Genomic DNA, 26,571 nt, shown 5'->3' with positions numbered 1-26,571 from the left:
GTTACCCTCTATCGTCAGTCGCGGTCCAACTATTAAGCGAATACATCCAACAAATGTTCAATAAAAAAATTCGTGACCATGAACATTGTGTAAAGATCGATGCTGACTTGCCGAGAGATCGACTAGGAGGTGGCAATGGGACCGTTACAACCACAAAGCGTTCGTCGTTTTCTGGATAGACGTATGGATGTGCTCATGGTCGGCGAGCAGCATCTGTTGGGGAGGCTGTTGAGTGTTGCAGGTGGGGTCCACCCCACCATGTGGTTGACAGAGGTTGACGGCGACGAGACTGATGTCGTGCTTGGGCTCGACAGCATCGTCTCCTGTCAGCTTGTAGACGACCCAGTGGAGATGATGCGGTTGGTCAATACGCCGATGCCTTCAACACTCGATTCCATAACCTCACCGGGGACAAGAAATCTCTGAGGGGTACGGCCGGCGCCGACTCCTGAGGGAGTTCCCATGCTAAGCAAGTCGCCGGGTTCTAGTGTGAGAATCCGCGAGAGATATACAATCGTCTCTGCGATGCCAAAGATCATCTGCGAGCTTCGTCCGCTTTGCATGAGCTCACCATTTACTGTCAGCGTCATGGCGAGGTCATTGGCGTCATCGACCTCGTCACGAGTCACTAGCCATGGTCCAACTGGGGTAGTCCGTTCGAATATTTTCCCTTGAAGAAACTGGCTGGTTCGGTTCTGGAAATCACGGAAGGAGACGTCATTGACTACCGTGTAACCAGCCACATGGTCAAGAGCATGCTCGAGTGATACATCTCTTGCCGGCTTGCCAATGACCACTCCGATCTCGACCTCCCAATCCATGGCGTTAGAGGCTTCAGGTTTTACGATTGCTGCGTACGGGTCGGTCAGCGTGAGTGCGTATTTGGCAAACAATGTAGGAAACGCGGGTCGGTCATGGAGCATCTCTGCCACGTGGTCTGTGAAATTCAGCCCAAGGCAGATGATCTTGTGTGGGGTTTTGGTTGTGGCATACAGAATGGCTTCGCCTGCGTCGATGGTCTCGAACTCGCTGATATCTGCTAGCGCTGCGATGTCTCCATCTAGTTCACGGAGAGCCTCGGAGAGATCCTGAAATGGAGTTACACGGTAGTGGCTTCCAAAATCTATCGCCGCTCGTGGTGAACCTTGGAAATCGACGGTGGCAAAGCGCATATTGGCTCCCTTCAGCGGATAAATCTGGGACGAATCGAAGGCGCACCAAAATAGAGAGCCAACGTTCGAACTGGTCGGCAGTTAGTCTATAGGGACACATGGCGATCCGAAACCTGATACCGGCTAGCCTGAGCTGGTGGCCAGCTACGGTTATCCCAATGACGTGTTTGCGGGTTGCATGATAGAACTGATGACGGGAGCAAGCTTTGACTGACCAATTGACCGAAGAGGAGCTCGACGCTCTTGCTGAGTTTCTTGATGATCCAGAGGCTCCTCCTGAGCGATTGACGCTTACCGCCTTCGACGGCTTTGTCGCAGGCCTCGCTGTGGCTCCTATTGGAGTAGAGCAGGATGAGTGGCTTGAACTCGCACTTGGAGTGATACGCGAAGACGAGATCATAGACCCAGTCATAGTTGACTTCATGGCGCGCCATGCTCAGGTTGCGCGAGAGGTGATTCGCACACGCCCAGAGGAGTTTTTACCGATCTTTGACTCTATCGTTGAGATGGATGGCGACGAGGAACTCGAAGAGATATCGCCTGTTGAGTGGTGTGCCGGGTTTTTGCTAGCCACTGATCTGTTCCCTGAGGCGTTCTCGACGCTAGCCGATGACGATGAGGCCGTCAATCTCATGTTACCGTTCGTCGTCTTTGGCACCGAGGAGGGGCTCGATGCTCTCGAGGAGAACCAGGACGGTTTCGCCGAGGAGTTGATCGACTCGATTCAACCTTCGGTAATCGGCTTATACCGCTACCTTGCGAAGCTTGAGACGGTTGGTTCCGATATCACTGATCTCTCCCCTGAAGAACAAGACGACTAAATGCTACTCAGCCTCAGATGAGGTGGGATCTACTCACTATTGGCAATGAGTGGGTGGAGCAGTGAGGATCTAAGCTGGTCAAACTTGACCACTACTTACCCAGGCTCAACTAGATCACTACTTATCTCACCTGCTTCGATGCATGGGGTTAATGGCGGAGCCCAACTCGCTAACTGCAGTGCGTGCTAGGAACGCTGGCGTTCCACATTGAGCTAGATCATCGGTTAGCGATCGGGTTAGAGACTGCTGAGACGAACACCCTCATTCGTTGCTAGCAATCCGCTTGATTCTCACTTTGGCAATGTTGACCTGATGTAAGGCAGCGCTTCCGATTCTGTACCGCCGCATTGACCCTCGCGATCGGAATGCGCTCGCGCGCAGAGGCGCCAGGACACAGCGATAATACCAGTCAACCTAGAGCTAGGGTCCAGTCGCCGTGTGGTTATTTAGGAGCACCTGTTGGAGCTGGTATGTCAAGGTGAGCTGCATCAGACCAGAGGCGTTCAAGTTGATAAAACTCGCGAGCCTCAGCGGAGAAGCAGTGGACGATCAGCGATCCAAAATCTAGCAGTATCCACTCTTCACTCCGATCGCCCTCGACTCGGACGTGCAGTCCATATTCGTCGCGTGCTCGATCTCGAAGCTCATCGACGACCGAGTGCAGCAGTCTTACGTTTGAGGCAGTCAAGATGAGGAAGTAGCTAGCAAAGCTAGAGATATTCCCGATATCGATCGCTAGAACATCACTTGCTGATTTGTCTGTGGCCACCTGGGCAAGAAACATAGTCAACTCAAGTGGGTCGACATCGATGCTTTTGCGTTCGGTGTGGGGGTTGGGGCCGGGGTAGATCTCTATCCCTAATTTTTGCCCTGGTCGTAGATCATGCTTCACGGTAACTTCATCCTACCCGCAGCACGCTGGCCAAGGGGTAGATCAGCTGAACAGATTTTCTCACTATGCATCGGGTTCTAAAGACGTGCCGTCTAGAAGAGATAGTTCGATGGTCCCGATCTCGCGAGTTACGGAGAGGTCGACCTCTGCAGAGCAGATTGGACAGGGTTGCTTGTGTCGCTGTGATCGCAACACTCGCGAACCGTCAGCTGTGAGGCGGACGATGAACTCGCCGGATACGGGGTCGAGCGTGAGCGACTCATAGTGCTCCCATGCCGATTCAGGCAGCAGTGAATACGAGCTAGGGAGGGGGTGTGTCCGCGGCAGCCGCAAAAACCTTCTTTCTTGTGCCTCGAAAACCCACAGACTGTTGCAGGTTTCTATAGTCTCGTAGCGATCATTTGATTCGTGGATGCGTGCGGCCATGCGTAGTGTTCCAATCTGCAAGGACATTACCGTCCCGATCGTGCTTTCGATCCCAGGCACAATCCATTTTAGTGGATAATGAGGGAGGACCCGTTCAGTGCATCAGTTGATGACTTCATCACCGCGGTAGAGCGAGTGGACCTCGATGGCGTCTATAGCGGTCTCCGGTAGTAGAAATTGGAGTGGTCGATGATCGCGCACCCTCTCGCGCAAGTCGGTTGAGGAGATGTCGAGCCATGGCATCTCGGCAAGGATGGGTTCGTCAAAATCTAGGACGTTGTCGATGGTGGGATAACCATAACGATTGACGATTACTAGGCGTGCTAGTCTCGAGAGTTCTTCAGCTCGCTCCCAGGTCGGCATCTGCAGAGCAGCGTCTGCTCCTACGACTAGAAAGAGTTCATAATCAGGGTGGGCGGTGTTGAGCTCAATAAGTGTATCTACCGAATACGACAGTCCCCCACGTCTAATCTCGATATCGCTAGCGTCAAGTCCTGGAATGGACTCTAGAACTTGAGTCACCACCAAATAACGTAAGTGGGCGTCGGTAACCTCTCTCGTGCCTTCTTTTTGCCATGGCTGGTTTGCGACGATAAACAGCACCCGGTCTAGTTTGGCGGCATGCATCGCATTTTGGGCGGCAACAAGGTGCCCGATATGGATCGGATCGAACGTTCCACCGAATACTCCTAGCCGCATGGCTGGTCCATCATTAACTGGTGAGCGACCTGGTCTCGCTTCATTCTGGTACGCTCCTCCACTGCGCGAATGCGTTGCTATGCAATCTTACTGGTGAGTACGTGCAGAGGGCGAACCGTCGGGTGGGTTCCTGTCACTTAGACTGACCATAGGAGGTTGAAATGTCGCTGCAGTGGGATCCGTGGGATTGGCAGAACTACCCGATAGCTCAGCAACCAACATGGCACAGTCGGGACGAGCTTGATGCTGTTCGACGAGAGCTAAGCTTGCGCGCCCCCTTGGTTTTTCCCCGAGAGATCGACTCGCTCAAGCGTGGACTCGCGAGAGCCGCCCATGGTAAAGCGTTTGTGCTTCAGGCAGGTGACTGTGCTGAGTCATTTAATGATCATTCGGCAGCCACCATTCGGGCCAAGCTACGTGTCATTCTTCAGATGGCGGTGGTGCTCACCTACTCTTCTGGTGTGTCGGTCGTTAAGATCGGTCGCATCGCTGGACAGTACGCAAAACCGAGATCCTCGGAGACCGAAGTCCATCACGGAGTGCAGATACCGGTCTTTCGAGGTCATATCGTCCATGACGATAGACCAACCCTCGAGGCCCGTCGTCCCGATCCGCAGCGTATGTTAACCGCTTACGACCTCTCGCGCGCCACTGTTTCTACGGTTAAGGCGCTGACTGAAGGTGGATTTTCTGACCTCTCTCGCGCGCATAGCTGGAATCAGGATTTTGTTGCATCCTCGCCGGAGGGCGAACGTTACGAGAGCATAGCGGCGGAGATAGAGCGCGCCCTACACTTTATGGCCGCTTGCGGTATCGATCTTTCTAAGGAGGAGGTTCTGCACCAGATCACGCTCTGGACCTCGCATGAAGCGTTGTTGCTTGGCTATGAGGCAGCTCTAACCCGATTGGATCCGGCGTCACAACGTTTCTACGACCTCTCCGCTCATCAACTCTGGATTGGCGATCGGACTCGTGATCCGAAAGGTGCCCATGTGCGGTTCGCGAGTGGCGTAGCCAATCCTATTGGAGTCAAGGTTGGGCCTTCGATGGGCATTAGCGATCTACTCGACGTGTGTAGGGAGCTGGATCCAGATCGGGAACCAGGCAGGTTGATGCTGGTGGCTCGGATGGGACGCGGTGCGGTTCGGGACAAGCTGGGTGATTTGGTCACCGCTGTCAGGGATGCGGGCCATCCCGTTGTCTGGCTCTGTGACCCCATGCATGGGAATACCTTCCTGTCCGAGGCTGGGTACAAGACACGCGACTTTGAAGACATCATGGATGAGATCTCTGGTTTTTTTGAGGTGCACCGGCGCCTTGGCACCTGGCCAGGAGGGATTCATATAGAACTAACCGGCCAGGATGTCACCGAGTGTCTAGGCGGTGGAGAAGAGGTGCTGGAGGAGGAGCTTTCCCGCGCTTACGACACCATCTGTGACCCGCGGTTGAATGCACGCCAATCCCTCGATCTTGCATACCGAGTCGCAGAGCTTCTGATTCGCTGAGGTCGGCTGACGGAGACCATGTTCCGAACATGGCCTGGCATGAACAAGTCGCTCCACACTGTTCGCGATGATCTAGTAGTCTCCTTGATCCGGTGGCAACTAATAGGTCTCGATGTGCAGACGACCCTCTGCCGTGAGCCTCAGTTCGCGTGCGCCCCAGTCTTCAATCGTTTCAGCTAGCACCGAGCGAACCGAGTTCTCCATCCCCTTAACCCCGCACAGATAAAGATAGGTTTGGTCTTGATTCAGGAGTTCGCATAGATCTTCAATGCGATCACGAAGACCATCTTGAACGTGGCGACTAGGTAGCTCGGGCTCTCGAGAAAGGCATAGCTCGATGTCGATGAGGGAGGGTTTTAGCTGCATGAGAGGTCCAAAATAGGGTAGTTCGGCGCGAGTGCGAGCACCAAAGAAGAGCATTAGTCTGCCGGGTCCAGCTGGAAGGTGTCGGCGGTGGTATTCAGTCATAGCGCGGAAGGGTGCGGAGCCAGTCCCCGTGCAGATCATGATTAGATTGCTTGCTGGGTCGGTGGGCATCAAGAAGGAGTCGCCAAAGGGTCCTACCAACACGACCTCATCGCCTTTGCTGAGATCACAGAGGTAGTTTGAGACCAGTCCCGGCTGACCATGCCCATTGTCTGCCACCCTCTTGACGGTGAGAGCAAGATTGTTGTGGGCTGGGCGTTCACCATCACGTGGTGAACAGACAGAATACAGTCGAATGACCGAGTTCTGTGAGGTATCGGTGGATGCAGGTGGGATGACCCCCACGCTCTGCCCCTCGAGGATTGGGAAGGCCTGAGCTCCGAGATCGAGAACTATATGATGCACGTCGGACTCGGTGTTAGCCGCCGTGATTCGGTAGTTCCCAGTCACGGTGGCGGTCATCGGTGAGCGCCGAGTGGCGATGTTAAGGTGTGGTGCACTTGCGCTCGCCGGGGCGACGGCTCTAGGTGCGGATTGATGAGCGACATCGAGGAGTGCCTGCACGTCGTTGTCGGTTAAGGAGAACTCGTGCTCTTGGTCAACCACCTCCTCGGCGTCGTCGGGCAGCAGATCCCAACCCAACTGCGCTTCGATTGGGTGAGGAGTGGTTACGATCCGCCATGAATCAATGGCACCCGTTGGGCACGGTCCCAAACAGTCACCGCAGGATGCGCAGATGTTGGGATCAACGACGTAGTTGTCGTCGTTGTGAGTGATCGCATCGATAGGACAGGTCTCTTCGCAGGTATTGCAGCGAATACAGACCTCGGGGTCGATCAGATGTTGCCTTAGGAGGCCAGAGGTGATGGTCATGCGTGCAGGCGAACGAACTCAAAATCCCCGGGCTTGTTGTCGATGGCGACCTTGGGTGCTGCGATCCAACTCGCATAAGTTCCGCGATCATAGACTGGTTGCATTAGTGAGTTGATGTAGCTACGGTCTGCGGCGGTTGGTAGGTATTCCGCAGTAAAGTCGTCGAAGCTGGCTGTTGATGGCGCAATATGGCCATCGGGGTCGATGGGCATCATCTGAAACTCGCCGACACGACGGTGGAAGCCGAGGTGGGGCAAGCTGAGTTGGAATTGAATGCTCGACCTCTCGATTGCTTTATTCCATCTCTTTACACCGTTGGTACAGTCATTGGCGTAGTCATCTCTGAGGCGCGCGTTTAAGACCGTGAGGGCTGGCTCATCGCGAGCCACGATGTTATCACCGTCGCGGCGAAGCACGGGGTAGGTAGCCGAGGCAAGCTGGTGGTCGTCGTCGATTTTGTGCTCATTGAACCGGCCTTTTAGCCCTGCAGCGAAGGCGTTCGCGGCGTTGGACGAGGCCTCTGCTCCAAAGAGATCCAGGCTAACCGAGAAGTGGAAGTTTAGGTAGCGCTGCAACGTTGGTAGGTCGATCACCCCGAGTGCACGGATTCGGTCGGTGTCATAGGGGTCCTCGATTGCGGATGCCTTCATCGCATTGACGGTTGCTTCGATGACACGACCGATGCCGCTTTCGCCGACAAACATATGGTGGGCCTCTTCGGTAAGCATGAATCGAGTCGTACGCGCCAGAGGGTCGAACCCGGATTGTGCTAGGGCTTCGAGCTGATACTTGCCATCGCGGTCGGTGAAGAAGGTGAACATAAAAAACGATAGCCAGTCGGGGGTATCTTCATTGAAAGCGCCGAGCATTCTAGGGCGATCTTCGTCACCGGAGCGCCGGGTCAGGAGGGCTTCAGCCTCTTCCCTGCCATCTCGTCCGAAGTAACGCTGGAGGAGGTAGACCATCGCCCAGAGATGACGTCCCTCCTCTACGTTGACTTGAAAGAGGTTGCGAAGGTCATAGAGTGAGGGAGCGGTGGCACCTAGATGGCGTTGCTGCTCGACACTGGCGGGCTCGGTGTCGCCTTGCACTACCAGCAGGCGACGGAGCATTGCGCGGTATTCACCTGGCACCTCTTGCCATACCGGTTCACCGAGATGTTCACCAAAACCGATACGACGTTCGGGATCACCTGGGGCAAGAAAAATACCCCAACGGTACTCTGGCATCTTCACGTACTGGAACTGTGCCCAACCTTTGGGGTCGACACCCGTAGCGGTACGCAGGTAGACCTCTGACTCGGAAAAGCCGTTCGGCCCCATCTGATTCCACCAGTTGAGGTAGCCTGGATACCACTGTTCGAGTGCTCGTTTGAGGCGTTCGTCGCTCGCTAGCGAGACGTTGTTGGGTATTTGTGCGTCGTAATCGATGAGTTCCATTTCAGATCCTTTCTCGTTGGAAGCTTGCCGTGAGCCCCGTGCCGTAACGCTGCAGTGCTCCTTCTGGGCCTACCGCATTGGGTCGGTTGAAGACCCAGTTTTGCCACGCGCTCAGGCGGCCGAAGATCTTTGTGGCCATGGTCTCGGGGCCGACAAATCGGAGGTTCGCCTCCATAGCGCTGAGAGCATCAGGTGAGAAGGAGTTGCGTCCAGCGAGGGCAAGTCGAAGCTCATCATCCCAGTCGAATGCATCTGGGATGAATGTGACAAGACCGAGATGCTCCGCCGTTTGGGCATCAAGCGCCTGATTCAACACCGCCGTCAGCTCCTCCAAGCGGGTTGGCTCTCCCCAGAAGCGTGAAGCTAAGCGCGAAATCCCATTCATCATTGGAAAGGCGTCAAGGTTGATTCGACTAACCGTCAGCCTTGCGTCTCCATCGTCAAGATAGAACGAACGGTCGGCACCAAAAACGAGCTCGGCGAGTGGTCCCACAAAACAGCTGTTGGAGTCGACAGCGGTGATGAGCGATCGCGATGTTAGATCGAGTCTTGCAAGCGTGCGACTCCAAAGGGCAAGCCCTTCATCAACTATCCACTCGTCGCGCCAGAGTTCGATGGCCTCGATATAGTGCTGCGCGACCGTGTGGTCTCCTTGGGTAGTCAAGAGTAGGGTTCCAAGCGTTGGCTCGTTGAAGCGTAGATGACAAATGAGATCATTGAATTCACGGGCGGTAGCGATCAACCAGGAAGCGTCACCTTCGGCAAGGAGTTCAGCTGGTGTTTCTGGGGTGACATCCGGTCCCTGGATGGTTATATTCGCGACACCGTTGGCGCGGTCGAAGTGCGCGTGAATATGTGTGTAGTCGATCGAGTCTGCGGTGAGTTCTCGGGTGAGCTCATTGAGGACGATGCCTGTCACATGACGTTGGTGGGGTTCATCGATGGAGGGCGTTAGTGAATCGAGAAGACTCGGGAGACCGGAGCGAGGGACCACATAGTCGACCAGATTCCACTCTTTGGCACGATGGCCGCGCACTCCCTCCTCTAGTGTGCAAAAATAGTCGGCTCTATCTCGACGGACTTTGCGCTTGTCGGTGAGCCGAGTTAGTCCGCCCGTTCCGGGTAGGACGGCGAGCAGCGGAACCTCAGGAAGTGAAACCGAGGCGGAGCCGTCGTCGACTAGAACGATGGTGTCGCAGCTCAAGGCAAGTTCGTACCCACCGCCTGCTGCCGTTCCCTCTACGATGGCGATGAAGTGAGCCGGTGTATCTTCTAGAAAGAGCCTTGTTTCGTTGGTGAATTTGCAGAAGTTCACCTTGTGCTGATGAGAGGCGCCGGCGAGCATTCCGATGTTAGCTCCTGCACAGAAGACACGATCCTTGGCTGACCTGACCAGCACTGTGGTGATCTCCGGGTGTGAGAACCGTAGCCGCTCTAAGGCATCTGCGAGTTCGATATCTACCCCCAGGTCATAGGAGTTCATTTTGAGCTCGTACCCATCGCCTATCGTCTCATGCTCATCGACATTCAAGACCAGCTCCGCTTGTCGACCGCCGATTTTGAGTGTCCAATGGTGGTAGCGGTCTGGGTGGGTGCGTAGGTCAATCATCGCTTCTCCTTGAGTGCAGTATAATTACCGATAAGATAGTTTGAACTGCAATATATTGCATGTCCAAGGTGGTCACTGGCTGGTGTCATTGCTCGTTCCTCTCGCTCGTTGAGGAGGGTACGCAGATCTCACGCTCGAAAAAGTTTTCAAGTCGGCTCATGACATAGTTTGGATGGCTGAGATGAGGGGAGTGGTTTGCTCCATCGATGGGGGCGATGACCGCCGACGGAACCCTTGATTGGATCAGCTCTAGCTGGGTCATGCTTCCATAGTTATCCTCGGTACCCTGTATGACGAGCAGTGGAATATCGATGTTGTCAAGCCGGTCGAGGATAGAGAAGGTACGGAAGTCAGGGTCGAGCCAAACGTCGTTCCAACCCCAAAAAGCGGTGGATAGATTAGCACCGTGGTAGCGTGCCAGTCTTTGGGCGAGATCACCTTGCAGGAAGTCATATTTAGCGCGTTCGATCGATGCGATCGTGACGTCCTCTGTGATCACGTGGGGAGCGATCGCGACGACACCAGCTAGGAGCTCATCTCGATGCGAACCGGCATAGGCTAACGCAATAGTGGCCCCGTCTGAGTGGCCAACGATAACCCTGGGCCTAGGAGAGAGTTTGGCTAACAAACTTGGCAGTACCTCGTCAGCCTCGCGCTGCATGTAGTCGAGAGGTCGTGGCAGTTCGACGCTACTTGAACCACCGTAACCTGCCCGTGAATAGGCAACGACTCGAACTCCGATGCGGTCAGCCAATTGTTGTGGGAACTGTTTCCACATCGCGACGCACCCTAACCCCTCGTGTAGAAGAACAATCTCGAGATCCCCACGCAGCTCACCGCTGGGCATCCAACCGGCAACTTCGAGGGTTGCGGTATCGTGATGAAGCGTCGATAGCGTGCTCACGATTCTCGAAGTTTGAAGCGCTGGATTTTGCCGGTAGCGGTTTTTGGGAGTTCCTCGACGAACTCAATCCATCGTGGATACTTCCAAGGTGAAACTTGTTCCTTGACAAAGGCCTGGAGTTCGACGGTTAGCTCGGTGGTGGCGACAACCTTAGGTTGAAGCACGACATAAGCCTTGGGTTTTATCAGTGTGTCAGTGTCCTTCCACGGGACGACGGCGGCCTCGAGAACCTTTGGATGAGCTATGAGCGCAGACTCAACCTCAAATGGTGAAACCCAGTTCCCACTGACCTTCATCATGTCGTCGGAACGACCGGCGTAGTAGTAGAAACCGTCGTCGTCTCTTAGATACTTGTCGCCGGTGTGTGTCCAGTGTCCCCTAAAGGTGGCTAGCGATTTGTCACGCTGATTCCAATAACCATCGGCAGCTGAGTACCCACGCACTACGAGTTCACCGATGGTATCTGGAAGGGTCACAACCGAGCCATTCTCGTCTAGTAGCTGGGCCTCGTAACCTGGCACTGGTACGCCACTCGATCCGTAGCGTATCTGACCAGGACGATTAGCCAGAAAAATGTGGAGCATCTCGGTTGAGCCAAGACCATCGATGATGGGAGCGCCAGTCAGGTCTTCGAAGCGGCGTCCGATCTCGGGAGGTAGCGCCTCGCCGGCTGAAGTGCAGATTCGAAGCCCAAGATCTGCAAGTTCCGCGGCTCTAGGACTGGCGAGCAAAGAGGCGAAGAGGGTCGGGACACCGCAGAAAACCGTCGGGTGCGTGGTTTCCATGAGGTCTATGACCGAGTCGGGTGTTGGACGTTCATTGAGATATATAGCACTGGCTCCAACCCCGAATGGGAAGGTAAGCCCGTTGCCGAGTCCGTAGGCGAAGAAGAGCTTGGCGGCAGAGAAGACTGCGTCGGTCGATCGGAGGCCAAGGACGCGTTCTGCAAAGCACTCGATGGTGACGGCGACGTTGCGATGGAGATGGCGAACTCCTTTCGGCCGACCCGTCGATCCCGACGAGTAGAGCCAGAAGGCTATCTCGTCGGCGACGGTCGCCACAGGTAGCTGATACGGGGAGGCCGCCAGGATGCGAGCACCAATCCCAGGGCCGTTCAGGCCATTGTCATACTCGATCCATTTGATACGCGCCGCCGTGCTCGCCGCGTGGTTGATCTTATCCGTATCGTGGCTAGCGGCGATGATAGCTTTGACGCGCGAGTCCTCGATGATGTACCTGAAGTCCTCCTCGGACAGCAGAGGGTTGAGTGGGATAGGGACAATGCCAGCGCGTATCGCGCCCAGAAAAAGTGTTGGGAAAAGTATCGTATCCCCGATGATGAGGAGCAGGCGGTCTTCTGGTTCAAGTCCTAATTCTCTGAGGGCGGTTGCCGCTCGGAGAACTAGATCTTGAACCTCCAGATATGAGTAGGACCCATCGGCATCTATAACTGCCCTCTTGGTGGCGGGAAGCAGTTGTGAGTTGGCTAGGAGTCTATCGGCAATGTTGTAAACCTTTGGCAAGGCTGCCAACCAGTCCTCGATTGGCATCGCTTCTCGCTCTTCGATACGCATGTCGCATCCCCCTTTTACGATGACACCTTCCTTAGGGCAAGTTATGGTTCCCTGTCAGGAGCATCAGTCTTCCACTCTCCCGAGTGACTTGGCACACTTGCACTATACTGCAAAACGAGCTCGAGGTTGTCTTGCATTACATGCATTATTGTGCAGATTAAGTCAACATTAACTGAGGTGAGTCTCCTCCGTTCCGTCCGCGCGTCCGAATGACGTAGGCGGGTGTTGATATCGGCCGTCTGCGGCCAAATGTTGACGTACTAGTTGTTCGAGCGCGTTCAACGAGGCTTCTAACTGCTGGTTGGAGGTGGATAGGTGGAGCTCGGCTGCTTCATAGAAGGGGGTCCGCTCGTTTAGAATGGCGCGTAATTCATCCATTGCGCGGGCATTGCCATGCATTGGGCGTACATCGCCCTGGGCAATGACTCGTTCCATGTGCTCCTCGGGCGATGTTGATAGCCATATGGTAATCCAGTGGCGACGCAGGAGCTCGTAGGCTGGCCGGTTGGTGACAAGTCCGCCGCCGATCTCGATAACGAACTGGTCATCGCTAGTGTCGATGAGTTGTTGTAGAGTTTCGAGTTCCAGCCGCCTGAAGGCAGCGTCGCCACCGAGTGAGAAGAGCTCGTCGAGCGGTATCTGGGTGCGCTCGGTGATCAGTTCGGTGAGGCGAAAGAATTTCCAATCGAGCCGATCTGCTAACAGTCGACCAAGGGTTGTCTTGCCCGCTCCGCGAAGTCCAACAAGGGCGATACCAAGATGGCGAGTAGCAACGCGAGACTGTAGTCGTTCGATGAGGTACTCTGCCTGCGTCGGGGTAACAAGCGCGGCTATATCGAGCAGCTGCAACAGGCTGAGGTTGAGGGCCTCCGCGAGACGAGTGAGGACAGTCAACGACGGATTAGCAACTCCGGACTCGAGCTGGGCAAGGTAGCGCTCGGAGAGCTGGGCTCGTTGGGCTAGCTCGTAGCGAGATAACCTTCTGTTAGCTCTTTCAGACCGGAGCGTCCGGGAGAGTTGCGCAACGATGCGCTCGTACTCAGTGGGTAGAGGTTGACTAGTGTGCATGTTTATCCTCGGTGAGATCGCAGGCGGCAGTCGTGGAAAGCTGTTGCACGGGTCCTACCTTAGTAGACGCAACCTAACCGGGTTTGCGCTGCCCGAGTGCGTTCGGTAGTACTACGGAGGATTGCAGGCGTGAAGGAGTGTACCCAAAGCTTGAGTTATCGCCCACGTGGTCTAGCGGAGGCAACCTCAGGGAGCTGATTGGGTGACCGGTCGGTGTTGCGTGCGCATCAATCCAACTATTACGACGAAGATCACGAAGACCAGGACCACGGGTATGAGGACCGTTCCCATCATGAAACGATAGGAGGTGGCAGCCGCGACGACTCCGAGGATGAACGGAGCGATGATGCCTACTATGTTGCTTGAACCCATGAGCAGCGAATTTGCCCGCGGTAGTTGATCAGCCGGCAGTGAACTAGACAGCGCCGATAGCACGAGAGGAAAGATAACCCCGTGCGGGATGCCGAGGATGACCATGCCAACGAGAAAGAGCATGAAGGAGTGGCCGACAACTATAAAGGTGAGTCCCGTGATCGTCAAAAGACCGGAAATTGCATAGATGACCCCTTTGTGAAAGATCGGAGATCGCCAGGCGACGAGCCCACGACAGCTGAGTGAAAACACAAAGAAAACGGTGAAGGCGAGTTGAGCTTGAGCGGCAGTGGCCTGATCGGTAACCCGAGCAACCTCGGCACCAAAGACGGTAAGGGCAGCGAATGGAACCGCGTACATGAGTTGTGCGAGGATCGCCTTTACGACCTCTGGGGTCCGAAGCAGTCGCACTCGCTCGGTAGCCGGTGGATGAGGCGGTTCAACCTCCCCGTTGGCATCCATGCGGGCAGCTAAAGCTAGCGCCTCTCTGCGGCGTGCAAACATGATGGCAAGCGCAAGCAGTGGGAGGACGGCGAAAGCGATGAATGGCCAGCGGACGTCCTGGTGGGTAGCGTTAAGGAGACCGGCCTCAAGGAGTGGCCCAATCGCCAGCGAGATGCTCAAAACTAACGTGTAGATGGCAAGAATTCGTTGTGGATTCGCAGAGCCTTTGCCCGCCGCAAGCTGAACTGACCCAGCTAGTCCGGGCATACCTAATCCTCCGCCAATGCCTAGGAGGATTGAAGCAAATGCTGTCAAGTAGATCGAATTGCTAATCCCAATAATCAGTAAGCCGATTGCTAAGGCGATGAGCGAGATCGAGACTGCGCGTTCCAGCTGAGCTGGCTTGAGTCGCGCGCTGATGAATAAGGTGACCAACACCAAAACGATGCCTGAGAGCGCGGAGATCACTCCTATGGTCCCAGCTCCGTAGCCTAGATCTTCCTTGATAATCAGCGCAAGTGTCGTGAGCGCCATGTTTTGGGCACCGCGATAGAACCCGGCCACGGTGTAGAGTCCAAAGACGCTATGGGGAAACGATCGTAGTCGCGACCGCTGTTGCATACGAGCCACCCTCTGCCTCCACGTCGGAAAGCGAGAGTTTGATCGCGGAGGACTTCTCTTACCAATCTAGCCGCCAGAACTGGCCTAGATTGCCGCCCAATGCGTTGCTGGCTTTACACTTTATGGGGTGCCCCTGTAGCTCAGCGGATAGAGCAGCTGCCTTCTAAGCAGTCGGTCGTAGGTTCGAGTCCTACCGGGGGCGCCAGGTGACAAGCAAGGACTTGCTGAGTCTAAACCAGCTGTGACATCTAATCCTATCCCAGAAGTCCAGGTCAATAACTGCATGGCTTTATGCGAGGCAGTCTGACACCTCACAAAGGATAACCCAACGTCTGGGGCTCAGATTGTACCTTGGTCGTGATCCAGCCACTGGCAAGAAGCGGTAACAATGCAACATTGTGCGCGGACCTAAACTTCAGGCAGAGCAGATCTTAAACCAGATGGTGCAAGAGGCGAACCTGGTGCCCCCTACCAGTTCGGTCGCAGTCGAGCACATGCTCGCCGATTGGCTTCGGTTCTACGAGACTTAGAAATTGGCACCCAAGACGTTACAGAACTACCGGTGTGAATAAACCCGTGTTCCTTGCCAAACTCGAAGAGGTCATCCTCTTAACCAACCAAGCCCTCGTCTCAATCGAGGCCCGTCTGGGCGGGCTTGAGGCGCGATCCCAGAGCTCCACACGCTGAACCTCTGGCGAATCCATCTCCTATGTCCTCCGAAAGGATGACATGCCAACAGTAGCTGTCGAAAACTCGTTGCAATCGTTGGTGGTATGCGCTACAGTAAGAACTAGTAGCCGACCATAGATGCGTTAACTGCAGATATGGGAGGGAAGATTAGAGTATGGAACATGGTTCGAGGTGGGGCGATTGTAGCCGTCAGTCTTGGAATCACCAGCATGGGGTTGACTGTTAGTCATTGAATCATGGGGTCATCGTATCAATCTAGCGCTGCTCGTGGATCAGAATCGCCGCTTCGGCACCCGCGGGGTATCGAGCGAAGTTTCATGACGATAGAACAAGCCGCCAAATTCGGTATCCATCCTGGGATGCCAGGACTCAACGGAACCATACCGATTGTAAAACCCAGCACGTTGAAGATCCAGCCCACAGACGCGTATGAATGCAATCAATCTGTTTGCATCACAGTCACTGGTCAGGGACTTTTCGTTCAAGCGTGGGACACAAAGGCATATTTCGCCAATTACACCGAGACGTTCGAGACCTACTGGCTCAACGGTAAGGTCGAGACAACCTCTCGTAGCTTTTATGCCGCTCCGGGTGATTGGGCCTATGTAGACTTTTCGCCTGAGGAATACTTCCCTAACAACAGTCAGGTGTGCAATACATGGTTTGCGAACTCCGGCAAACCCTGTGAGACAATTTACAGCTAGCGAGGGGTGGTATAGAGATGTGGAGCAGGCGAAAAAAGAGGAAGACAGAACGAGTCAAGCGGGAAGAGAGCGATCGGCGAGCAGCGCTTGAGGCTGGCCCTGGGAAGCTAGGTCCACACGGTACTGCTATCCCGAAGAGGGTGTTCAACAAAACAGTTCCTCGACGCGAGAGGGTCATAATGGAAATCTCGCGACGCTGGGGACGGAGATGGGGCTGATGGCCAGCCACACCAGCGAAGCCAAGCGATCAAGTCCCGGCGGCACAACTAGAGTCGGACCAACAAGTCCAAATTTGTCAGTGAATCCTAAACTGTTATGCTCTCCTGCCTGGGGAGTTGGGACGAAAGAACCTAAACATCCGACGATGCGAAACTGGTCCAGTCTGGAGTTCGGAGTCTTAAAGCTCGTCGGATCTCAAGGTTGTCCCAGACATAGACATTCGGAGGTGTTAGTATGCGTTTGGTTCCCCTGATGGTTCTTGAATTGATTTCGTCGGCTATCGGGTTTATTGTGTTCCATCCGGTACTCGAGGCACTCGGTGTTGCGAGTACCGTGTCGTTCATCGCGCTTATCATCCTGATTGCGTTGAGGAGAGTGGATGGTCACTTCTCGATGCTTGATGCCTGCTTTGTTGACCCTGCCGATGCTCTTTACTTTGGCGTCTTCCCGGTCCCGCTCTGGTTGGTAGCCGTTGCAGGCGCTAGTGTCTCCTTTGCATTCGCGTCAGTCGTGGGGGTCCAAGGATTGTCCGTGCTAGCAAAGATGGGGGTTGTGGTCTCGACGTTCATGCTCTTCGTTGACATTGGGTCCTTACGCCTTTCCATGAAAGCGAAGGTCCGCTAGCGAGCAAGCTGAGGAGCCTTGCAGGAGCTGCACCGTCGTAGGTCTGCATGTGCCCAAATTTGTGCCCAGGAAATCACTCACGATATGGTACACACCTCTTCGAGATCGAGGGGAATAGGAATAGCGGAAAACGTCAAGAAGAGTCAATGATCCGTCACGCCGCCAAAAAGGTGTTTGATTACCACAACTGGTATGCGCCTAGTGTTTATATGTTCCCTGTCGGACTGATTGGTGGAGTATTCGTACCTCGCAACGGGTGGGCAAACGTCACGCTGACCGTTGTTTCGGTGTGGACAGGATTCTTGATCGTGGCTGGCCTCCGTAGACTTGAGAAACATAGACACCGCGTTCGCTGACAAAGGTGCTTACCCTGATGATCTGCTGGAGTTGCAGCTACACATTTTGAAACAGGGGGTCTTCAACAGATTTCGGCGCAGAGTTCGCCCCTTTGAGTACGATTATTAAACTATTTCACCGGGGAGCTTCAGCCGATGATAACGTCCCCTAAGGCGCCAAGTGCTGTCATCAAGAGGTCGGTGACTGGTTCGGTGATGTCCGGACGACCGGGCATCAATACTTCAGGGGATGGAATGCTGATGCGAGTTCCTGTATCTGTCTCGTCAAGTACAACGTTGCAGGGGAGCAACAGTGCGACCGATCTATCAGTGCTTAAGGCCTCATAGGCGAATTGCGGGTTACAAGCGCCGAGAATTTTCATATTGCCAACGGATTTGTTGAGCTTGGCGGTCAAGGTGGCACCTAGGTCGATCTCGCTCAAGATGCCAAAACCAACGGCACTGAGTTGAGTCCGGATCATCTCCTCAGCTTCGGATAGTGGTTTGGTAGTCTCAACTGATAGCGATTGCATTGGTTCTCTCCCTTGCGTCTTCGCTTGCATTCTAGTTGCTGACTTGGAACTTCAATGGGGGGCTCTTACGATGGAGAGCGACGTCGCCACCGGAGCCACGACACACCCGCAATTCTCCAGCCGAGTTCGGTAAGCGCAAAGTAGCCAAGTGAGACGAAGATGAAGGGTATTGCAATTCCTTGATTCGTCACTACCCGCAGGGTCATTCCAACTGCAACTGTAGCTAGCCACACAATCACTGCTGACCAGCCAAGTGGACTCCGCCAGTGACGAGTGACCAACCAACCAACGACCACTCCGGTTGCAAAAGGCCAAGCGGTTGAGGCGATACCTGCCAGGTTGTCTACATGGCCGTGTACATCGCGGCCTACGGACACGAAGATCAAGACTGCCAAAAGATCGAGCAGGATCATCCATGCACCCTGGGCACGACTTCCTGCCCGGTTCCTATTTACTTGGTTCAACGCTACGACCTCAAATCATGTGGGATACTGTCGTCGTCGTTGTCTTGTTCCAAAAGTACAACCGATGCGGTTACGTCGGCCTGTGAAAGGCGAAGGGTTGTTGATCGCGAGTCGTGCCATACTTGCCAGTCGGCTGGTTCAGGTAGTTGGAGAGCATCGTGGAACTCGACGGTAACACGGTTGTAAGGGGTGATCTGTGAGGCCGTACCTCGTACTGTGGGGGCGAGCACCTCCTCCGCTAACGCGAGATGGATCGCGTTGTTGACATGATCGACGATGTCGAGATCGCTATAGCGTAAGGGAATACTCCCAGTCGCGGAAGACGCACTCTTGGGGACCGATAGCTCGAAGCGTGGCTTCACATTCCGTCCGTTGGCTGATGGGCCAAACACTTCTAGGAATCCATCTGGTAGCGAGCGGGGAAAGCCAGTAGCGGGGGCCACGTTGACCCAGAGAGCTTTCGCTTTAGTGACTCGGTCTCCGTTGTGATAGAGGTCGGTACGTCGCTCAGCCCAAGCTCTTCCGAGTCCAGAGCACCAAGTGCGTGTCTCAATGGCGTCGAGATAACGCGGCCACGCACCGAGACGAGTGACGACCCTGCGAAGGATCCACAGCCCTTTGTCAGCGGCGGGTGAGCTTTCGTTGTCTAGTGTCGCGGCGTTATGCAGAATCCGGGCAAGTCCATCGAGGCGTAACCTGCCCAATGGATCGCAGTCCGACAGCAGATTCCAGTGCTCGCTGACGAAGATCCGACCGTCTTCGGGTTCCGGAGTAAATTCCACCCCTTTTACCCTAATGTGGCGCAGAGGTTGCGCTGGACGGGTTCGCTTGTGGACAAATCGAGAGAGTATTAAAAGGTACGCCTGTTTCTACTCACTAAAACGTGCTCTGAGGACCTTCTTGTCAAATTTGCCAACGGAGGTCCTCGGAACCTCGTCGATGACTTCGACTCGATCTGGGAGCTGCCACTTGGGGAATCCCAGCCCGAGTAAATAGTCGTGTATCTCTTCAAGTTCGATTGTCTCTCCCGGCTTTGGCACGACGGTAGCAAGTGGGCGCTCCTGCCATTTGGGATCGGGAACAGCGATGACAGCAGCCTCGAGGACCTTAGGGTGTCCCATAAGCGCTCCTTCAAGCGCTACTGACGATATCCACTCTCCACCAGATTTGATCAGATCTTTGGTGCGGTCGACCAGCTCAATAACCCCTGAAGGGTACATGACCCCAACGTCTCCAGTGCGGAACCATCCATCAACCTCAAAAGACTCGGCACCATGGCCGCCCATGTAGGAGTCGAGGACCCACGGACCGCGTACATAGATATTGCCCATGCTTTTGCCATCGTTCGGCACTGGCTGGTGGTCGTCACCAAGGAGTGAGGTAAAGACTCCCGTTACCGGCACTCCGGCTTTGGCGATGTAATCGACTTGAACATCGATAGGCTTGTCGAGCAGTGCATTAGGTAGGCGAGTTGTGGTGGCAATCGGAGATGTTTCGGTCATGCCCCAGGCCTGTAGAAGGCCAACTCCGTACTCCTCCCTATAGGACTTGATCATGGCATAGGGTGGCTGCGAACCGCCGCAGAGCAGCTCCTTCAAGCCCCCGAGCCGTGCGCCGCTCCGATGGAGTTCATCGAGGACTGCGATCCAAATAGTCGGCACTCCGGCAGCTTTGGTCACCCCCTCTTGATTGATCAGCTCTATAACCACCTTGGGATCGAATGAGGGTGTCGGAAAGACGATTTTTGATCCTGAGGCAATGGCACCAAAGGGGAGCCCCCAGGCATAGACGTGAAACATTGGAACGATTGGTAGCACACATTCACTCGCTGAGAGGGCAGGACCGTTGCCAGCGCAGACCGTGAGTGCGTGAAGATAGGTTGATCGGTGGGTAGCAAGCACCCCCTTGGGCCGACCGGTGGTGCCTGAGGTGTAACAGATGCCAAAAGGGGCGCGTTCTGGTATCGCCCTTTCGCCGAGAAACGGCTCTGCGTCATTGATCAGGGATTCATAGGAGAGCATGTCATCGCGAGGACTCTTGCCGAAGACTACCAGGTGACGGAGGCTAGGGCACTTGGCGCGGAGTCTCTCAGCGGTCTCGGCGAGATCTGCAGGGACGAAGAGCGCCTCATCTTGGGCGTCGTTAATTATGAACACGAGGTCGTCGAAGCTTAGACGAGCATTGACGGTATGGAGAACACGCCCGGAGCAGGGAATAGCGAAGTAGCACTCCAGATGTTCGAAGCTGTTCCATGCCATGGTGGCGACGCGAGCGTGCTCAGATAGATCAAGCCCATCGAGTACCGTGATGAGCCTTCGTACCCGGTTGGCGAATTCTGCATAGGTGTATCGGTGCTGTGAGTCAGCACTGGTCTGGGTCACGATTGGCGTATCGCCATAGGATTGCTCAGCATTACGGAATAGCATCCAGCTGTTGAGATCAACATCCATCATTGCGACTTCCCCCTCATTCGATGGTACCTTGTCTACCTTAGCAAAACAAGGACGATGCCGAAAGCCATATCAGCATCTAGGTTTCGCGAATAGCTTGATCGATGTGTCTAGCTCACAATGCGAACTGGACCCGTGCTATCTCCTCGATCATCGGTGCTAATTCGGCGCGTATTTGGTTATGTTCATGATCGCTATCGTATCCACGATAGGCTTCAACGTCGACGAAGTCTGAGACGATCGCTAGTGTCCAGTTACCTTCTCGGAGGCCGGCGTCAAGATCGGCAGTATATGAAATGGTGCCGGGACAGTTCATCCGCCTAAGGCGTGCCAACAGCTCCTCGAGTAGAGAAGCGTCAAAGTCAGGCTTCATTTTCATCATGACGACATTGCGAATCATGACTTGACATTAGTTGCCGGGGATAGCCGCCGTGCTGGATGTGGGTTAACTGGGGCTGGAAGCCGAGTACAATCGCTGGTCTTGGGCCCTTCGGACCTGTCCATCTTCGCTACTGAAGCCAGGCCCGAGAGTGTTCGGCGGTACGACTGAAGCTGGTGTGCACAGGTGCGAATAAATTTGGCGTCTGCCACACCCGCACCGTGCCTCTAGAAAGCTGTGCCTCTAGAACACCATTGCTTCACCGGCGGTATTCTCGTCCGCTGGGTTCTTGAAACGTGTCACTACAACAGTCGCGATCAGGAAGGCAATCAAGCCAAAGAGAGAGGCGAGTCGGAAGCTCATAGCCCAGCCGTGAGTCTCTGCGATCAGAGTTACTGCCGTTGGTGTGAGCTGATGATGAAGCAGAGCTCCATGGAGTGCGCCTGCACGGCGTCGGGTGGCCGAGACCGCGATCGTAACGAGCACCGCAAGGCCAATCGTGCCACCGACCTGCTGGCCCACATTGACAAGGGCGGAGGCCATTCCCGCCTCCTTGGGGTCTACACCATGAGTGGCGGTTGGAAAGATCGACACGAATGATAGACCGGAACCGGCGGACATGATCAGGAGCGGTAGCAAGATCTCGAGGTAGCTGCTGTGTGGGCCAATGAAGGATAGCAGGAACATGGCAATAGTAATCGCCAGACCACCCAGCATCATGAATACCTTTGGACCGACACGGTGGAGCATTCGGGCAGCGACCTGTGCAAACAGGACGATACCAAGCGTCATTGGGAGGAAGGCGAAGCCGGTCTTTGTTGGCGAATACCCCATTACCTCTTGCATGTACTGGGTAAGGAAGAAGAAGATGCTATACATGCCGGCCATGACGAAGAGAATCATTCCTATAGCGCCGGCACGATCCCGACTCTTTAGAATGGCGAAGTTTATGATTGGAGCCGTGACTCTGAGTTCGAAGAGTACAAAGATGATAAGTAGGACGATGCCGATGATCCCTGGGAGCACGGTGGACGTGGTCGTCCATGAGTGTGACGACGCATTAATGATTCCATAGACCAAGCTCGCAAGTCCTGCGGTACCGATAAAAGCACCACCGAGGTCGATCTTCGTGCGAACCTTTGTGCTCTCCTGGAGGACTCTAGGAGCGGCAAAAGCAAGCAGAATTGCAATTGGCGCGTTGACAAAGAAAACCCATCTCCAAGATACGTATTGAGTTAGCACGCCACCCAAGAGAAGTCCAAGTGCGACACCTGCTACGGAGACGGCGGAATAGATTGCGAAGGCTCGTCCGCGTTCCTTCGGCTCCACGAAGTTCGTAGAGATCAACGCTAGCGCAGTTGGAGATGCAATCGCAGCTCCGATGCCCTGGAGGGCGCGACCTGTCAGGAGCCAGCTTGACGTTGTTGCGAAGCCACCAAACAGACTTGCTCCAGCGAAAAGAAGGGTGCCAATCGTGAACATTTTACGGCGGCCAAAGAGGTCCCCAGAGCGACCGCCAAGGAGGAGGAGGCCACCGAAGACTAACGTGTATGCGTTCACCACCCATGCAAGAGATGATGGCGAGAAGTGGAGAGCGGTATGGATCGAGGGTAGTGCGACGTTGACGATGGTCAGATCAAGCGTGATCATCAACTGGGCTCCAGCGACCACGGCGATGGCGAGGTTGGTGCTTCTTCGTGACATTGTACTCCTATAAAGATTGATCTACCTAGTTCTCTGTAAGAACAAGTAGCTACGAACTTTATTCCTGTAAATAGTTTACAATAAGGAACAAATACTTCGGCTCATGTCTTCAGGGTTTGACATGGGTGGCGGAGCGTTCGCCCTTGGTTACCGCTATGATCGTATATCGTCGAAAGACGATGGATGATTGGGTTGTTTAAGCGACTGTTTGTTGACAGCAGGTTTGCTCAGTGGCTGATCTTGGTCGTGATGATTATCCAAGGGCGTGGTGTGAAGACGGTCGAAATACTAGAGAGTGGCTAGGAGGTTACTGGGTGGCACTGCACGGCGATGTGTTGACACTGGCAGCTGTCTTCCTCTTTGTGGTCACGTTGGTTCTGGTGATCTGGCAACCCCGGGGTCTCTCGATTGGCATTTCGGCTCTTGGTGGCGCCATTGTAGCCCTGGCTGTCGGTGTCGATCAGCTCGCCAACGTGGCGATGGTCTGGGGGATTGTCTGGAATGCAACGATCACCTTCGTTGCGGTGATCATCATCTCACTCATTCTCGATCGGATTGGGTTCTTCGAATGGGCTGCGCTCTATGTTTTGCGTTTCGCACGAGGAAGTGCGCTTCGTGCATTTGTCTATCTGCTCATACTTGGTGCCCTAGTCGCTTCTGTCTTCGCCAACGATGGCGCTGCATTGATTCTCACCCCCATCGTCTACCAACAGACGCGTGCACTCGGCTTCGATCGTCGCCGTGCACTCCCGTTTGTAATGGCAGCTGGTTTCATCGCGGATACCACCAGTCTTCCCCTCGTCGTCTCGAATCTTGTGAATATCGTCACCGCCAGCTACTTCCATATCGGGTTCATTACATACGCCTCAAGGATGGCACCCATTGACTTGATATCCTTCTTGGCCAGCCTCGGCGTCTTGCTGGTCTACTATCGACGTTCGCTTCCACGCTCCTATGAACCCAGTTCTTTGGCGGAGCCTAGGTCTGCCCTGCGCGACTACAGGCTCTTCCAAATTGGTTGGATAGTCTTGGCGGTTTTGCTGGCCGGCTATCTACTTTCGGAGCCTTTGCGCTTCCCAGTCTCTGTGCCGGCTTCGATCGTCGCCTTAATCTTCCTCGCGGCAGCCAGTAGGTCTACTGCTCTGTCAAGCATGGCAGTCCTCCGCGAGGCGCCGTGGAGAATTGTCGTCTTCTCAGTAGGAATGTATCTTGTTGTCTACGGTCTCTATAACGCTGGATTGACGATCTATCTTTCGCACGGGCTCAGCGATGCGAGCCATCACGGAGCATTGATAACCTCGCTGGTCGGCGGGTTCGGCGCTGGCATACTGTCGGCCATCACGAACAACATGCCCACGACTCTGATCGGGGCGCTCGCCATCAAGGGATCTCATCTGGTCGGAGTTTCACATACTGTCGCAGTTTACGCTCTCGTAGTAGGAGCAGATATCGGACCGAAGTTCACACCGATTGGCTCGCTGGCAACCTTGTTGTGGCTTCATGTCCTCGATACCAAAGGTATTAAAATAAGTTGGGGTCAGTACTTCCGGCAGGGAATCGTATTGGCTGCGCCTGTGCTTGCTATCACCTTGCTTGCCCTGGCTGGTTGGGTCCTCTGGCTCCACTGATATGATTTGGCGAAGATTAGATTGAGCCCATAGGGGTTAAAGCGCCATTATCGAGCGCTTTAGCGCCGTCAGGATCCGCTGGTTGATGCAGTAAGAGGTTCTGGGTCCTTCAATCTCTCCTTGAATCAGATTCGCCTCACGCAGGATGCGCAGATGCTCGGAGACTGTTGACTGCGCAAGCGGTAACTCGGCGACGAGTTCTCCGGTTATGCAAGTATGGCGTTCAGCAATCAAGCGAAAAATCTTGATTCGAGTGGGATTGCCAAGCGCCTTCATGGCTTGGGCGAGCTCTGGATCTTCAAGCGGATCAACCTCATCGATTGGCTGGTCGGGTGCAGCGCATGCACTTCGCGAGCTAGCCTTGCCGACGGGAGGAGTTTCGTTTCCGACTTGCGCGGTGACGATAGACTTTGTTGGTGACATGGCCTGATTCTATCCCAGTGCCACTTCTCGACTTATCGACTCTTGCCTCTGAGAGACAAGCTGTAGCCACTCCGTTGCAGCGATCTGGAGGGCATCCCATGGGGTCCCGAGCGGTGGTGTGTAGGCGAGGTCTAGGTCTATCAGCTCTTCAATACTTGTACCGCTCTGGAGTGCTGTGGCGGCAACGTCGATCCGCTTGTGAACGGCGGCGGACGTTGGCCCCAGCATGTCGATTCCAAGCAGGCGGTGGGTGGAGACGTCCCCGGTGAGCCGTATGTTAATCGTCCGCGCCCCTGGATAGTAGCGCTTGTGATCATCTGCGTTGGTCGTGATCGTGAACGGCTCGAACCCAGCGGTGCTCGCTTCGAGTTCGGTTAGCCCGGTACGAGCAACCACTTGGTCGAAGACCTTGACAACTTGGGTGCCAACTACCCCTCGGAACTCTTCATCTGTCTTGCCCACCGCGGCCGCACCGGCGATTCGCCCTTGTTTATGCGCTGTCGTTCCAAGTGGGAGATAGGACTCACCGAGTAGTTGGTGATGGGTTATGACACAGTCACCTGCGGCGAAAATCCCGTCGATGCCAGTCTCCATACGCCGATTTACCCAGATAGCCCCAGCATGACCCAGCCTTGCTCCTGCCGCTACTGCTAGATCAGTCTCGGGTTGAACTCCTGCGACGACGATCGCGATGTCGCCGGTAGTGGTAGTTGTGTTGGTTGACAAATCTCTCGATAGGGTGACGGTCACATCATCGTTAGCGGTGAGAGAACTAACACGGGTGCCGGTGACAAGCTCAACGCCTTTGATTGCGAGCTCGGCCTCCAACTGACCTGCTAGCGTTGGGTCGATGGTTGCCAGAAGGTGTTCCCTGGCCTCGAACTGTGCTACGGTGACGCCACGGGTGGTGAGTGCCTCTGCTAATTCGAGTCCGATGTAGCCGGCACCGATTATAAGAGCTCGAGTTACTTGGACGCTGCTCAGCGCACTCATCAGGGCACGAGCATCCGCGATCGTGTGGACAAGGAAGACACGGTCCGTTTGTAGCCCAGCGCTGAGCCCTTCGATTGTGGGTATCACTGGGGTGGCACCGGTGGCGATAATCAAGCGATCCCATGAGATCTCTTGGGAGCCGCCATCGGGAGTACGACAGAGAAGCTGATGGCGGCTACGGTCTATCGCTAGCGCGCGCGTGTTCATGCGAATTGCAATCCCGTAGCTTGAGAGTTCTTCGAGAGTGCGATGGGCGAGCTTCGACCAGTCGACTACTTCGCCGGAGAGGTAGTATGGGATTCCACAGATCGAAAAATTCGGATAGGCGTCGTCAAGGACGACGGTAACATCGCATGAGGGGTCGAGTTCGCGGGCCCTTAGTGCTCCAGCAATACCAGCGTCGCTACCTCCGATGATTACGAGTCGCATGGTTAGCCTCCTTCGAGCTGGGTTGGTCTGCTCCCTCATCATCATTCATAAGATGATCAAGGTAGGAAACGTCTATCGTCGATACACGATAGATCATAGCCAGGTATCACAGACAACTCACACGTATGTGGTGCCGTCTGTGATACAGGTG

The 26,571-nt window shown here is 54.8% G+C and carries 24 protein-coding genes and 1 tRNA gene; 6 read left to right on the top strand and 19 right to left on the bottom strand.

What is annotated here, in order from left to right; translation table 11 throughout:
• Positions 1 to 326: 326 nt before the first annotated feature.
• Positions 327 to 1,172 (bottom strand): fumarylacetoacetate hydrolase family protein, encoded by an 846-nt coding sequence (locus FEAC_RS00210; RefSeq protein WP_035388147.1) that lies wholly within the window; start codon positions 1,170 to 1,172, stop codon positions 327 to 329.
• A 206-nt stretch (positions 1,173 to 1,378) separates the two neighbouring features.
• Between FEAC_RS00210 and FEAC_RS00205 the strand changes: the two genes are divergently transcribed.
• The gene (locus FEAC_RS00205; protein WP_035388148.1) at positions 1,379 to 1,993 is read left to right on the top strand and encodes a UPF0149 family protein; all 615 of its coding nucleotides are present in this window, start codon (positions 1,379 to 1,381) and stop codon (positions 1,991 to 1,993) included.
• 442 nt (positions 1,994 to 2,435) lie between these two features.
• Here FEAC_RS00205 and rsfS read toward each other — a convergent pair whose 3' ends face one another.
• The 3 genes from rsfS to nadD all read right to left on the bottom strand — a co-directional run bounded on the left by rsfS (position 2,436) and on the right by nadD (position 4,010).
• Positions 2,436 to 2,885, bottom strand: coding sequence for a ribosome silencing factor (rsfS, locus tag FEAC_RS00200; RefSeq protein WP_052564992.1), 450 nt, complete (start codon positions 2,883 to 2,885; stop codon positions 2,436 to 2,438).
• A 63-nt stretch (positions 2,886 to 2,948) separates the two neighbouring features.
• A complete protein-coding gene (locus FEAC_RS00195; protein ID WP_035388150.1) occupies positions 2,949 to 3,338 on the bottom strand; it encodes a hypothetical protein in 390 nt (129 codons plus the stop codon).
• Between the two features lie 75 nt (positions 3,339 to 3,413).
• Entirely contained in the window at positions 3,414 to 4,010 is a 597-nt protein-coding gene (gene nadD / locus FEAC_RS00190) for a nicotinate-nucleotide adenylyltransferase (protein WP_035388152.1), read from the bottom strand.
• A 161-nt stretch (positions 4,011 to 4,171) separates the two neighbouring features.
• Between nadD and FEAC_RS00185 the strand changes: the two genes are divergently transcribed.
• A complete protein-coding gene (locus FEAC_RS00185; RefSeq protein ID WP_035388153.1) occupies positions 4,172 to 5,515 on the top strand; it encodes a class II 3-deoxy-7-phosphoheptulonate synthase in 1,344 nt (447 codons plus the stop codon).
• A 99-nt stretch (positions 5,516 to 5,614) separates the two neighbouring features.
• Here FEAC_RS00185 and boxA read toward each other — a convergent pair whose 3' ends face one another.
• The 7 genes from boxA to FEAC_RS00150 all read right to left on the bottom strand — a co-directional run bounded on the left by boxA (position 5,615) and on the right by FEAC_RS00150 (position 14,845).
• Positions 5,615 to 6,814: a benzoyl-CoA 2,3-epoxidase subunit BoxA gene (gene boxA / locus FEAC_RS00180; RefSeq protein WP_035388154.1), complete on the bottom strand. Its 1,200-nt coding sequence runs from the start codon at positions 6,812 to 6,814 to the stop codon at positions 5,615 to 5,617.
• On the bottom strand, positions 6,811 to 8,253 hold the full coding sequence (boxB, locus tag FEAC_RS00175; RefSeq protein WP_035388156.1) for a benzoyl-CoA 2,3-epoxidase subunit BoxB: 1,443 nt from the start codon (positions 8,251 to 8,253) through the stop codon (positions 6,811 to 6,813). The genes boxA and boxB overlap by 4 nt, the downstream gene beginning before the upstream one ends.
• A gap of 1 nt (position 8,254) precedes the next feature.
• Positions 8,255 to 9,862 carry a 2,3-epoxybenzoyl-CoA dihydrolase gene (gene boxC / locus FEAC_RS00170; RefSeq protein ID WP_035388157.1) on the bottom strand — a complete coding sequence of 536 codons (1,608 nt, stop codon included), beginning with the start codon at positions 9,860 to 9,862 and terminating at the stop codon, positions 8,255 to 8,257.
• A gap of 85 nt (positions 9,863 to 9,947) precedes the next feature.
• The gene (locus FEAC_RS00165) at positions 9,948 to 10,766 is read right to left on the bottom strand and encodes an alpha/beta fold hydrolase (protein WP_052564990.1); all 819 of its coding nucleotides are present in this window, start codon (positions 10,764 to 10,766) and stop codon (positions 9,948 to 9,950) included.
• Positions 10,763 to 12,340, bottom strand: coding sequence for a benzoate-CoA ligase family protein (locus tag FEAC_RS00160; protein ID WP_052564988.1), 1,578 nt, complete (start codon positions 12,338 to 12,340; stop codon positions 10,763 to 10,765). Before FEAC_RS00160 ends, FEAC_RS00165 begins: the two co-directional genes overlap by 4 nt.
• Before the next feature lie 168 nt (positions 12,341 to 12,508).
• Positions 12,509 to 13,408 carry a shikimate kinase gene (locus FEAC_RS00155; protein WP_052564987.1) on the bottom strand — a complete coding sequence of 300 codons (900 nt, stop codon included), beginning with the start codon at positions 13,406 to 13,408 and terminating at the stop codon, positions 12,509 to 12,511.
• Positions 13,409 to 13,594: 186 nt separating this feature from the next.
• The gene (locus FEAC_RS00150; RefSeq protein WP_152622989.1) at positions 13,595 to 14,845 is read right to left on the bottom strand and encodes an MFS transporter; all 1,251 of its coding nucleotides are present in this window, start codon (positions 14,843 to 14,845) and stop codon (positions 13,595 to 13,597) included.
• Between the two features lie 129 nt (positions 14,846 to 14,974).
• Here FEAC_RS00150 and FEAC_RS00145 point away from each other — a divergent pair.
• The 3 genes from FEAC_RS00145 to FEAC_RS00135 all read left to right on the top strand — a co-directional run bounded on the left by FEAC_RS00145 (position 14,975) and on the right by FEAC_RS00135 (position 17,082).
• Positions 14,975 to 15,050: transfer RNA gene (locus tag FEAC_RS00145), tRNA-Arg, on the top strand.
• Positions 15,051 to 15,852: 802 nt separating this feature from the next.
• Positions 15,853 to 16,239, top strand: coding sequence for a hypothetical protein (locus tag FEAC_RS00140; RefSeq protein ID WP_035388160.1), 387 nt, complete (start codon positions 15,853 to 15,855; stop codon positions 16,237 to 16,239).
• Positions 16,240 to 16,710: 471 nt separating this feature from the next.
• Complete coding sequence (locus tag FEAC_RS00135) at positions 16,711 to 17,082, top strand: hypothetical protein (RefSeq protein ID WP_152622988.1); 372 nt, start codon at positions 16,711 to 16,713, stop codon at positions 17,080 to 17,082.
• A 484-nt stretch (positions 17,083 to 17,566) separates the two neighbouring features.
• On the opposite strand, the gene FEAC_RS00130 is transcribed toward FEAC_RS00135, so the two are convergent.
• The 6 genes from FEAC_RS00130 to FEAC_RS00105 all read right to left on the bottom strand — a co-directional run bounded on the left by FEAC_RS00130 (position 17,567) and on the right by FEAC_RS00105 (position 22,947).
• Positions 17,567 to 17,950, bottom strand: a complete 384-nt coding sequence (locus FEAC_RS00130) for a DUF302 domain-containing protein (RefSeq protein WP_035388163.1) — start codon at positions 17,948 to 17,950, stop codon at positions 17,567 to 17,569.
• Between the two features lie 65 nt (positions 17,951 to 18,015).
• Entirely contained in the window at positions 18,016 to 18,414 is a 399-nt protein-coding gene (locus tag FEAC_RS00125) for a DUF3054 domain-containing protein (RefSeq protein ID WP_201773809.1), read from the bottom strand.
• Positions 18,415 to 18,416: 2 nt separating this feature from the next.
• A complete protein-coding gene (locus FEAC_RS00120; protein ID WP_035388165.1) occupies positions 18,417 to 19,196 on the bottom strand; it encodes an acyl-ACP thioesterase domain-containing protein in 780 nt (259 codons plus the stop codon).
• A gap of 87 nt (positions 19,197 to 19,283) precedes the next feature.
• Positions 19,284 to 20,867, bottom strand: coding sequence for a long-chain fatty acid--CoA ligase (locus FEAC_RS00115; protein ID WP_035388167.1), 1,584 nt, complete (start codon positions 20,865 to 20,867; stop codon positions 19,284 to 19,286).
• A 112-nt stretch (positions 20,868 to 20,979) separates the two neighbouring features.
• The gene (locus tag FEAC_RS00110) at positions 20,980 to 21,264 is read right to left on the bottom strand and encodes a Dabb family protein (RefSeq protein ID WP_035388168.1); all 285 of its coding nucleotides are present in this window, start codon (positions 21,262 to 21,264) and stop codon (positions 20,980 to 20,982) included.
• Between the two features lie 222 nt (positions 21,265 to 21,486).
• Entirely contained in the window at positions 21,487 to 22,947 is a 1,461-nt protein-coding gene (locus FEAC_RS00105) for an MFS transporter (RefSeq protein WP_035388170.1), read from the bottom strand.
• A 335-nt stretch (positions 22,948 to 23,282) separates the two neighbouring features.
• Here FEAC_RS00105 and FEAC_RS00100 point away from each other — a divergent pair, with 335 nt between their 5' ends.
• Positions 23,283 to 24,575 carry an arsenic transporter gene (locus FEAC_RS00100; RefSeq protein ID WP_035388265.1) on the top strand — a complete coding sequence of 431 codons (1,293 nt, stop codon included), beginning with the start codon at positions 23,283 to 23,285 and terminating at the stop codon, positions 24,573 to 24,575.
• Between the two features lie 36 nt (positions 24,576 to 24,611).
• On the opposite strand, the gene FEAC_RS15765 is transcribed toward FEAC_RS00100, so the two are convergent.
• Together FEAC_RS15765 and FEAC_RS00090 are read right to left on the bottom strand one after the other, a co-directional pair.
• Positions 24,612 to 24,998, bottom strand: coding sequence for an ArsR/SmtB family transcription factor (locus FEAC_RS15765; RefSeq protein ID WP_052564985.1), 387 nt, complete (start codon positions 24,996 to 24,998; stop codon positions 24,612 to 24,614).
• 9 nt (positions 24,999 to 25,007) lie between these two features.
• The gene (locus tag FEAC_RS00090) at positions 25,008 to 26,420 is read right to left on the bottom strand and encodes an FAD-dependent oxidoreductase (RefSeq protein WP_035388171.1); all 1,413 of its coding nucleotides are present in this window, start codon (positions 26,418 to 26,420) and stop codon (positions 25,008 to 25,010) included.
• Between the last annotated feature and the right edge of the window lie 151 nt (positions 26,421 to 26,571).

The organism is Ferrimicrobium acidiphilum DSM 19497 (assembly GCF_000949255.1).
GTDB lineage: Bacteria > Actinomycetota > Acidimicrobiia > Acidimicrobiales > Acidimicrobiaceae > Ferrimicrobium > Ferrimicrobium acidiphilum.
This window is presented reverse-complemented; position numbering and strand designations above follow the sequence as displayed.